Origin of the sequence: Actinomadura fibrosa, assembly GCF_900659615.1 — a bacterium.
Classification (GTDB): domain Bacteria; phylum Actinomycetota; class Actinomycetes; order Streptosporangiales; family Streptosporangiaceae; genus Spirillospora; species Spirillospora fibrosa.
In genome coordinates, this window is record NZ_CAACUY010000284.1 from 1 (window position 1) to 10,194 (window position 10,194).

The 10,194-nt window shown below is 75.2% G+C and carries 8 protein-coding genes; 4 read left to right on the plus strand and 4 right to left on the minus strand.

The features are described from left to right. The 3 genes from E1300_RS42905 to E1300_RS42915 all read left to right on the plus strand — a co-directional run. The coding region (locus E1300_RS42905; RefSeq protein ID WP_131763024.1) for a response regulator transcription factor at positions 1-329 on the plus strand (329 nt) is incomplete at its 5' end. 184 nt (positions 330-513) lie between these two features. Beyond that, a complete protein-coding gene (locus E1300_RS42910; RefSeq protein WP_131763025.1) occupies positions 514-1,605 on the plus strand; it encodes an alpha/beta hydrolase in 1,092 nt (363 codons plus the stop codon). Between the two features lie 27 nt (positions 1,606-1,632). After that, entirely contained in the window at positions 1,633-4,062 is a 2,430-nt protein-coding gene (locus tag E1300_RS42915; protein ID WP_242619761.1) for a GMC oxidoreductase, read from the plus strand. Between the two features lie 231 nt (positions 4,063-4,293). Here the strand turns inward: E1300_RS42915 and E1300_RS42920 are convergent, their stop codons facing one another. The 3 genes from E1300_RS42920 to E1300_RS42930 all read right to left on the minus strand — a co-directional run bounded on the left by E1300_RS42920 (position 4,294) and on the right by E1300_RS42930 (position 7,608). Then, entirely contained in the window at positions 4,294-4,752 is a 459-nt protein-coding gene (locus tag E1300_RS42920; protein WP_131763027.1) for an SRPBCC family protein, read from the minus strand. Positions 4,753-4,827: 75 nt separating this feature from the next. Continuing rightward, complete coding sequence (locus E1300_RS42925) at positions 4,828-6,867, minus strand: CehA/McbA family metallohydrolase (RefSeq protein ID WP_131763028.1); 2,040 nt, start codon at positions 6,865-6,867, stop codon at positions 4,828-4,830. 168 nt (positions 6,868-7,035) lie between these two features. Then, positions 7,036-7,608, minus strand: coding sequence for a CGNR zinc finger domain-containing protein (locus E1300_RS42930; RefSeq protein ID WP_131763029.1), 573 nt, complete (start codon positions 7,606-7,608; stop codon positions 7,036-7,038). A 70-nt stretch (positions 7,609-7,678) separates the two neighbouring features. On the opposite strand from E1300_RS42930, the gene E1300_RS42935 reads away from it, so the two are divergent. Next, a complete protein-coding gene (locus E1300_RS42935; RefSeq protein WP_242619762.1) occupies positions 7,679-8,455 on the plus strand; it encodes a class I SAM-dependent methyltransferase in 777 nt (258 codons plus the stop codon). Positions 8,456-8,489: 34 nt separating this feature from the next. On the opposite strand, the gene E1300_RS42940 is transcribed toward E1300_RS42935, so the two are convergent. Next, a partial coding sequence (locus E1300_RS42940; RefSeq protein ID WP_131763030.1) for an AAA family ATPase occupies positions 8,490-10,194 on the minus strand: 1,705 nt, incomplete at its 5' end.

Below are 10,194 nucleotides of genomic sequence, written 5' to 3' on the forward strand. Positions count from 1 at the left end.
GCCCGGCGATCATCCCGGCCGCCGTCAGCAGCACCACGACGGACTCGCCGTGCGCGGTGGCGGAGCGCAGCGCCTCGCCGGTCTTGCCCCCGGTGCCGAGCCCCGGCGGCCGGGCCTCCGCGGTGGCCAGGGGCGACGTGCCGTTCGGGCTGTCGCCGCGGGAGCTGGAGATCGCGACGCTCGTCGCCGAGGGGTGCAGCAACCAGCAGATCGCCGAGCGGCTGTTCCTCAGCGTCCGGACGGTCGAGACGCACCTGTCGCGGGTCTTCGCCAAGATCGGCGTCTCCTCGCGGGTGGGCGTCGCGACGGCCATGAACCGCACGGGCTGAGCGGCGGCCTCAACCGGACAGACGGAACGGGACCGAACCCCAGGGTCCGAACCCGACTCTCAGTACACGTACGTACCGTTCGGAGTCCCCGTCCTCCGGTCGCACGTAAGTACGGGTTCTCCACGATGCCACGTGGTCATCCGTGTTTGGCATGGTTAGGGCGTCGAAAGCCGGAGGGATGGACATGGGACAGCGGATCACGCGATTCACACTCGCGGGCGTCGCCGACGCCGAGATCTCCGTGCACCCCTTCGCGACGGAGGACGGCCTCGGGCTCGCGCTGACGCGGTACCGCCGCGCGGACAGCGACGACGTCGTGCTGCTGGTGCACGGCCTCACGACCTCCAGCGACATGTACATCATGCCGGAGCACACCAACCTGGTGAACTTCCTGCACGACTCCGGGTTCGGCGACGTGTGGACGCTGGACTACCGGCTGAGCGGGCGCCTCCCCTACAACGGCGAGACCCACCGCTACACCCTCGACGACGTCGCGCTCTACGACCACCCGGCGGCGCTGGACGAGCTGCGCCGCCACATCGGCGACCGGCGCGTCCACGTGGTCGCGCACTGCCTCGGGTCGGTGTCGTTCGCGATGGCGCTGTTCGCCGGCACCGTCACCGGCATCGCGAGCCTGACGTGCAACAGCGTCGCGCTGACGCCGCGGACCCCGCTGTGGTCGCGGCTGAAGCTCGGCTACGGGCCGGCGCTGATGGAGTACGTCCTCGGGCCGCCGTTCCTCGACCCGCGCTTCGGCGCCGCGCCGCCGCTGACCCGCGGCTGGATGCTGTCCAAGGCCGTGGCGCCGTTCCACCGCGACTGCGACGAGCCCGCCTGCCACATGCTCAGCTTCATGTGGGGCGACGGCAAGCCGATCTTCACGCACGCGAAGATGTCGCCGGTCACGCACGGCCGGCTGCCCGAGCTGTTCGGCGCGGTCGGCGTCCACTACTACCGGCACGTCCACAAGATGGTGAAGGCCGGGCGCGCGGTGAAGTACGACCCGCGCGCCGCCCGTCACGCGTCCCTGCCGGACGACTACCTCGCGAACGCCGCGGACGTCACCACGCCCGTCCTGCTGCTGACCGGAGACCGCAACCACGTGTTCACCGACTCCAACATCGTGTGCCACCGCGCGCTCGACGCGGCCGCGCCCGGTCTCCACGAGCTGGAGATCCTGCCGGACTACGGCCACCAGGACGCGTTCATGGGCGCCGACTCCGCGAGCGAGGTCTTCCCGCAGGTGCTCGATTTCCTGAAGCGGAAGGCTGGCTGACCGATGACCGGAGTGAGAGGAGGCGGCGTGGAGCACGTCGACAGCGTGGTCGTCGGGTCGGGGTTCGGCGGCTCGGTCGCCGCCTACCGGCTCGCCGAGGCGGGCCGGCGGGTGGTGCTGATGGAGCGCGGCCAGCCGTACCCGCCGGGGAGCTTCCCGCGCTCGCCGCGGCAGATGGGGCGGGCGTTCTGGGACCCGGCCGCGGGCCTGTACGGCATGTTCGACGTGTGGAGCTTCAAGGGCTGCGACTCGGTCGTGTCCGCGGGGCTCGGCGGCGGCTCGCTGATCTACGCGAACGTGCTGCTGCGCAAGGACGAGCGCTGGTTCGTCCACGACGAGCCCCGGCCCGGCGGCGGGTACGCGCCGTGGCCGGTGTCGCGCGCCGACCTGGACCCGCACTACGGCGCGGTCGAGGCGATGATGGGCGCGACCCCGTACCCGCTGGACCGCGCGCCGTTCGACGACACCCCGAAGACGCACGCGATGCAGGACGCGGCGGCCGAGCTCGGGCTCGACTGCTCGCTGCCGCCGCTCGCGGTGAGCTTCGCCTCCCAGCCGGGGGGCGCGCCGGGGCTGAGCCTGCCGATCGCCGACCCGGCGTACGGCAACATCCACGGCGTCGGGCGGCGGACGTGCAAGCTGTGCGGCGAGTGCGACATCGGCTGCAACGAAGGCTCCAAGAACAGCCTCGACCACACCTACCTGTCGGCGGCGGCGCACCACGGCGCCGACATCCGCACCTCGCACGAGGTGAAGGCGATCCGGCCGCGGCCGGGCGGCGGGTACGAGGTCGACTACGTCCACCACGCCGACCTGGCCGCGCGCAAGAGCCGCCCGCCGGTCAAGACGATCTCGTGCGACCGGCTGGTCCTCGGCGCGGGCACCTACGGGACGACGTACCTGCTGCTGAAGTCGCGGAAGGCGTTCCCGGGGCTGAGCGCGGCGCTCGGCACGCGGTTCTCCGGCAACGGCGACCTGCTGACGTTCCTGCTGCGGGCCAAGGACCGCAACCGGGTCCGGCCGCTGGACGCCTCCCGCGGCCCGGTGATCACCAGTGCGATCCGGCTGCCGGACGAGCTGGACGGGGTGCCCGGCGCGGGCCGCGGCGCCTACATCGAGGACGGCGGCTACCCGGGGTTCGCCGACTGGATCGTGCAGGGCTTCGACGTCGGCAACGAGATCGAGCGCGCGGTGAAGTTCCTGTGGAACCGGTTCACCGAGTTCTTCAAGGACGCGCCGGACACGAACCTGTCCAAGGAGCTGTCGGACCTGATCGGCGACGGGGCGCTGACCGTCAGCTCGCTGCCGCTGCTCGGCATGGGCCGCGACACCGCCGACGGGCGGCTGAGCCTGCGCGACGGCCGGCTCGCCGCCGACTGGACGACGAGGACGAGCGAGGCGCACTTCAAGCGGGTCCGCAAGACCATGCAGGGGATCGCGGACGTGCTCGGCGCGGACTACGCCGACAACCCGATGTGGTTCCGCAAGCGCGTCATCACCGTCCATCCGCTGGGCGGCGCCCCGATGGGCGACCACCCGGGCGAGGGCGTCTGCGACGCCTTCGGCGAGGTGTTCGGGTTCCCGGGCCTCTACATCGCCGACGGGGCGGCGATGCCCGGTCCGGTGGGCCCGAACCCCTCGCTCACGATCGCCGCGCAGGCCGACCGCATGGCCACGCGGCTGCTGGAGGGCGCGCCCGCGCGACGGGGAGCGGGCGCGGTCACTCCCGTCCCGGCGGACTCGGGGGCCGGGCCGGTCGCGGGGACCGGCTCGCCGCACGGGGCGGGGACCGGCTCGGCGTACGGATCGGGCGCGGGGGTCCGCGCGGGCGCCGGGGGAGCGCCCGCCGCGGAGCCCGGCCGTACGTCGCTGTCGTTCACCGAGGTGATGAAGGGGTTCGTCACGCGCGGCGCGGCGGACCCGCGGCAGGGGGCGATCGCGGAGGGGCGCGAGCGCCTCTCCTTCCGCCTGACGATCACCGCGGAGGACACCGACCGCTTCCTGGCGGAGCGTGAGCACACCGCCAGGGCGGAGGGGTGGATCGACGCCGCCGGTCTCGGGGGCCGGCGTCCGGTCGAGCGGGGCTGGTTCAACCTCTTCGCGCCGGACGGCGCGGAGGACCGCCGCCTGATGAAGTACCGGCTGCACTTCAGCGACGGCGCGGGCCGGCCCCGCACCCTCACCGGCCGCAAGAACGTGCTGCACGGCCCGCCGACGCGGATCTGGCCCGACACGTCCACGCTGTACGTGCGGGTGCTGGAGGGCCATGTCGCGGAGGACGCGGAGGCGGGGGTCCCCGTCGTCGCGGCGGGCGTGCTGCACATCCAGCTCGCCGACTTCGCCCGCCAGCTCACGACGTTCCGCACGGAGGGGCCGGGCGGTCCAGTGAAGCTGGTCCGGTTCGGCCGGTTCTTCGCCGGCGAGCTGTGGGAGGTCTACGGTCCCGACGCCCTGTGATCAGAGGGGTGGTTCGGGGGACGCCGCTCGGGGGCCGATCGGGGGGACGGGCGTCGGGGCCGTGATGGACGTGCAGGCCGAGAGAACTGCGGGGTGCTCTCGGCCTGCACCCTTGTCTCCGGCTACCGGGGCCGCGGTAGCCGGAGACTCACGCCGTGGTCGCGGGGGCCGTGGTCGCGTGGGTCGCGTGGGGGTCGCGTGGGTCGCGGGGGGTCGCGGTCGCGGGCCGGGTCAGAGGTCGCCGGCGAGGCGGGCGGGGCAGTCCGGCGGGCAGTGCTCGGCGTGCCGGGGCAGCCAGCGGGTGAACATGACGAGCATCTGCCGCAGCCCGGCGTGCAGCAGGCGGCCGGTGCCGGGGACGAGCGGCTCGAACTCGGCCTCCCAGCGGATGCGGGTGCCGGTGCCGTCGGGCTCCAGGTGCACGTCGGAGCGGTAGCGGCGGACGGGCAGTCCGCCGAGGGCGATATACCCGAAGTGCGTGTACGGCTCGTAGGCGACGGTCTGCTCGCTCGCCGGCCAGATCTTCTTGACGGTGCCGACGCCGTAGGCGGTGGTGTCGCCCTTGCGGGCCTGCCGGGCGGGCGTGGGGAACCGTCCCCAGGCGCCCCACGCCTCGGGTACGGCCAGGTGCCTGAAGATCTCCTCGGGCGTGGCGGTGGTGGTGGCGGTGGCCTGGATCTCGTACGGCATCGGCGTCTCCCCTGGTGATTACCGAACGGTAGTCAGCGGGGCGCCACCACCACAAGGGCCGCCCGCCAAGGCCCATCAGGCCGGGCGGAGCCGGGACAGGTAGACGGCGCGGGCGTGGTCGAGGAGGTCGAGGTGGTCGCCGAGCTGCTGCCGCCCGTCCAGCCGCGCCGAGGTGCGGATGATCTTCTCCAGCCCGTCGAGGTAGTCCAGGCACCAGCGGACGTCGGCCTCGCGGGCGACGGGCCGCCCGTCCACGTGCAGGTGGACGGGGCTGGTGTGGGCGAACACGCCGGAGCGGTGCATGGACGAGGGGTGCGGCGGCCCGAGCGCGACGGCGACCACGTAGGTCGGTTCGGTCACGGTGAGCTCGGCGCCGACCTTCTCGGGCGTCCCCTCGGCGAGGACCCCGCCGGCGGTGCGCAGCTCGATCTTGACCACGCCGGGCCCGGACGCGCGCGCGGTGACGGTGACGCGGTCGCCCGGTTCGAGGTCGAGGACGTCGCCGGGGCCGCGGCCGTCCACGTCGAGTTCCAGCCAGGGCCCGGTGGTGGCGAACGTCCGGCCGCGGCGGACCGCGGCGGCGAAGGAGGCGGCGGTGAGCGGGCCGTCCACGCGGGCGTACACGCGGGCCCAGCCGGGCGGGCTCGACTGGTTGCCGCGCCGCTGGAAGGACAGCTGCGCGTCGGTCCCGGCGGTGACGGCGAGGGCGTTCCCGGCGCCGAGGAGCCGCCGGTAGGCGACGGCGGTCGCCTGGATCGAGGAGTGGTTGAGCACGTCGAGGGAGTCGACGAGGCCGAGCGCGGCGTCCGCGACGACCTCGCGGGCCGAGCAGTTGCGGCCGGCGGTGAGGAGCGCGGCGGGCGGGTCGTCCTCGCCGACCGGGACGTGGAAGGGGTGGCTGTAGCCGAGGAGGGCGCCGAGGCCGCGCAGCTCGCGGCAGCCGGCGGCGTTGGGCGGCCAGTCCGCGCCGTCGAGGAACCCGGTGTGGAAGCGGCCGGGCGGCGCGGTGACGCCGAACGCGTACAGGTGGCCGAGCAGGTCGTTGCGGTACTCGACGCCGGCGCGGGCGACGTGCGTCCCGTCCGACCAGGGCAGGTCGCGCCCGGCCCAGTGCTCCAGGGCCTCGCGGTCGTAGACGCGCTCGGACGCGACGTTCCCGGCGACGAGGTTGAGGACGTGCAGGTCCTCGCCGTGCTGGACGGCGGCCGCCTGCGCGGGCGTGCCGACGGTGTCGCCCGACCAGTTCAGGTGGACGTGCAGGTCGCCGCCGTACCAGCCGCGCGCGGCGGCGTCGCGGACGCGGCCGGGCGCCAGCCGGACGAGCGTCTCGGCCCCGGCGGCTGGGGTGAGCGCCGCCTCGGCCGTGCCGTACTCCATGCCGCGGGTGACGCGCACGGTGACCGGCTCGGCGGGGACGTCGAGCGCGATGTCGTCGCCGTGGAAGTAGGGGACGCGGTGCGCGTCCAGCCGGTGCGGCGCCGCCGCCGGGTACCAGCCCTGGCCGTTGGCGCCGGTGACCGACCAGCGGCAGGGGAACCCGGCGCGCAGCCGCAGCCGCGCGGGCACGGCCCGGCGGGTGAGCGGGGCGAGGTCGACGGCCGTCTCCCCCACGATGACGCGGCTCGCGGACGTGATCGCGACCATCCGCGCGCCGCGGGCGGCAAGGGCGTGGACGCCGCCGTCCACGTGCACGGTGACGGGGGCGTCGCGTGAGGAGTCGATGAGCAGGGTCGTGCGCAGCGGGCGGTCGTCCAGCACCACCTGCGGGACCGCCTCCAGTAGCGCGCCGTCCGGGGTGAGCCGCAGGACGGGCAGGTTGTCGAGGACCTCCCCGCGCAGGGCGTCCCGGACGACCTCGCTCGGGTCGAGCTCCGCGATGCGGGCCTCGACCTCCTGTTCGGTCGCGTCGGGGTACCTGTCGGCGACCTGCTGGAGGCAGGTGAGCCAGAAGGCCTGCTCGTCCATGAGGAACGCGCAGGTCTCGATCTGGCGGACGTAGGCGATGGGGTCCTCGCCCCAGGTGGGCCCGTGGTCGCGCAGCAGCGCGCGGTACTCGCGCAGGGCGTGCTCGACGGCGGGCGGGGCCAGCGGGTCGCGCGCGTGGGCGTCGCACATCGTGCCTCCCCGGTTCGGCGGCGCCCGCCAGCGTGGCACGCGGTTCCGGGCAAGCCAAGGGCGCCGCCGGTGCCCGGGGTGCGAAAGATGCGATCGGGATGACGGTTCGTTCACCTCCGTACGAGAAAGGTGAGACGTGCTCACGGGAACGGCGTCCGGGGCGCGGGGTCAGCCGGTCTGGGTGCGGGCGCGGAAGGCGGCGGTCTTGACGCGGTTCTGGCAGGCGGTGGAGCAGAACCGGCGGGCGCCGTTGCGGGAGGTGTCGACGTAGACGCGGTCGCAGTGCGGCGCGGTGCAGACGCCGAGCCGGTCGTGCAGGTCGCCGCCGATGACGACGGCGAGGCCGGTCGCGCAGGGGCCCGCCCAGTCGGCGGCGAGCGTCCCGCCGGCGCCGTGGAAGTGGACGTGCCAGGGCTCGCCGTCGTGGCGCTCCAGCCGCGGCCGGGCCTGGGTCTCGTCCAGCATCCGGTTGACCTGCCCGGCGGCGGCGTCCACGTCGCCCGCGGCGACCGCCTCGAAGACCGCGCGCAGCTCCCGCGCGACGGGCGCGAGCTCCGCCACGTCCGCGGGCCCGACGGCGGCGCGGCGGCTGACGCCGCGCAGGACCTCGGTGACGTCGGCGGCGAGTGCGGCGGGTTCGGGCGGCGTGTAGGGGCGGCCGCGCCGCTCCCCCGGCGTGAGCGTGTTCACGAGGCCGGCCGCCGCCTGCACCACCGCGTCCGTGTGACTGTTGAAGTTCACTTGACCAGTTACGCCTTTCCGGATTACCGTGTGACCATCCAAAGGCTATACGACAGTCACAGGAGGGGTCATGAGCCTGCTCACCCGCGAGGTCGCCGACACCTGGATCGCCCGCTGGGACGTTCAGCAGGAGGGCTACATCCCCGACCGCGAGGAGCGCTTCACCGCGATGGTGGACGCCGTGGAGGCGGCCGCCGGCCGGCCCGACCCGCTCGTCCTGGACCTCGGCTGCGGGCCGGGCTCGCTCGCCGGCCGCATCCTCGACCGCGTCCCCGGCGCGACGGTCGTGGCCGTCGACACCGACCCGCTCCTGCTGTCGCTCGGCCGCGTCGTCCACGCGGGACGCGACGGCCTCACCTTCACCGAGCTGGACCTGCGCGAACCCGGCTGGGCCGCGCGGCTGCGCCTGCCGCGCCAGGCCGACGCCGCGGTCAGCACCACCGCGCTGCACTGGATCTCCGGCGAGCAGCTCCGCGTCACCTACCGCGAGCTCGCCACGGTCCTGCGGCCCGGCGGCCTGTTCCTCAACGGCGACAACTTCTCGGTGGACGACTCCGCGCCCGGCCTCGCGCGCCTGGACACGGAGCTCCGCGAGCGGGAGGGCGCCCGCAGGTTCGCCGCCGGGGACCGTCCCGAGGACTGGCGGCAGTGGTGGGACGCCATCGCCGAGGAGCCCGCGTTCACCGAGCTGCACGCGCTGCGCGGCGAGTCGGTCGAGCACCACGGCTCGGAGTCGGCGCACCTGTCCACCCATGTCGCCGCGCTCCGCGACGCGGGCTTCGGCGAGATCGGCACGCTCTGGCAGCGCGGCGACAACCGCCTGCTCGCCGCGCTCCTCCCCGCCTGACGGCCGCGCCCGGCCCGGATCGGAGGCGGCGGGCTCAGAGGTAGAGGCCGGGGCCGTCGTCGGGGGCGCCGCCCTCGGCGGCGGCGACGGCCTCGACGTCGGCGCGGCGCAGCGTCCTGACCTCGTCGGCGTCCGCCGGCCCGGCGAGGGCGCCGGGCGCGGTGATGCGCCGCGCCTGGACGGCGACGGCCCGGTCCAGCAGGTTGCGCATCTCGCGGGCGTTGCCGAACCGCGCGCCCCGGCCGAGCCGGGGCAGCAGCCGGCGGACGGCGTCCACCGCGGCCGGCTCGACCGTGAACCCGGCGTCCGCGGCCATCGCCGCGAAGATCGCGACGAGCTCCTCGTCGGTGTAGTCGGGGAACCGCAGCACCCGCGGGAACCGGGACGCGAGACCGGGGTTGGTGCGCAGGAAGTCCTCCATCTCCTTCTCGTAGCCGGCGACGATCACGACGAGGTCGGCGCGGTGCTCCTCCATCAGCCGCAGCAGCTCGGCGACCGCCTCGGCGCCGAAGTCGGCGCCGGGCGCGTGCGGGCCGGCGAGCGCGTACGCCTCGTCCACGAACAGGACGCCGCCGAGCGCGCGCTCGACCGCGGCGCGGGTCCGGGGCGCGGTCTGCCCGACGAACTCGGCGACCAGGTCGGCGCGGGCGACCTCGACCAGGTGCCCGGACGACAGCAGCCCGAGCCGCGCGTAGACGGCCGCGAGCAGCCGCGCCATCGTCGTCTTCGCGGTGCCCGGGTTGCCGGTGAAGACCATGTGGCGGGTGGGGCGCCCGGCGGGGATCCCGGCGTCCCGCCGCAGCCGCTCGGCCCGCGCCTCGGCGACCAGCAGCCCGACCTCCCGCTTGACGGCGTCCAGCCCGATGAGCCGGTCGATCTCGTCCAGCGGGTCGTCGAGCGGCTCGACGCGGTCGGCGGGCGCCAGGCCGTCCGGCACGTCGTCGGGGACGAGCTGGTCCAGCGACTCGTCCTCCTCCGGCGCGCTGCCGGTCAGGACGCGGCGGGCCTGCCGGGCCACGGTCCGCTCCAGCAGCCCGGCCATCAGCCGGGCGTTGCCGAGCCGGCCCCGGTCGGGCGCCGTCGCCACCAGCTCGCGGACCCGGTCGAGGACGCCGTCCGCGAGCGAGAACCCGCCCGCGGCGGCCCGCGCGGCGAACACGGTGACGAGCTCGGCCTCGCTCAGGTCGGGGAACCGGACGGTCTTGCCGAACAGCCGCGCGAGGTCGGGGCGGGCGCCGAGCAGCCCGGCCAGCCCCGCGTCCGGCCCGGACAGCACGACGACGAGGTCGTCGGGGCAGGACTCGACCGCGGCGGCGAGCGCGTCGGCCGCCTCCGCGTCGCGCGCCGACCCGGCCGGGTCGAGCAGGTGCGCGCCGGTGACGAGCAGCACGCCGCCGCCCGCCCGGTCGAACAGCCGCCGGACCCGAGGGCCGCTCTCCCCCGCGTAGACCCCGGCGATGTCGGCGCGCTCGGCGCGGACGAGGTGCCCGGACGGCAGCACGCCGAGCTCGGCGTACAGGCGGCCGAGGATCCCGGCGACGGTGGCCTTGCCGGTCCCCGGGTTCCCGGCGAACACCAGGTGCGGAGGGCGCGCGTAGGCGGTCATGCCCGCCTCCTGCCGCAGCCGCGCCGCCTTCGCCTCGGTGACCAGCGCCCGGATCTCCCGCTTGACCGGCGCGATCCCGACGCACGCGGCCAGCTCGGCGAGCGGGTCGGCGGCCGCCGCGCCCGGCGCCGCG

Bases quoted from the DNA above. Each gene is read 5' to 3' on its own strand.
- E1300_RS42925 (WP_131763028.1), bottom strand. From the start codon at position 6,867: ATGTGCGACGCCCACGCGCGCGACCCGCTGGCCCCGCCCGCCGTCGAG.
- E1300_RS42935 (WP_242619762.1), top strand. From the start codon at position 7,679: ATGAGCCTGCTCACCCGCGAGGTCGCCGACACCTGGATCGCCCGCTGG.
- E1300_RS42920 (WP_131763027.1), bottom strand. From the start codon at position 4,752: ATGCCGTACGAGATCCAGGCCACCGCCACCACCACCGCCACGCCCGAG.
- E1300_RS42910 (WP_131763025.1), top strand. From the start codon at position 514: ATGGGACAGCGGATCACGCGATTCACACTCGCGGGCGTCGCCGACGCC.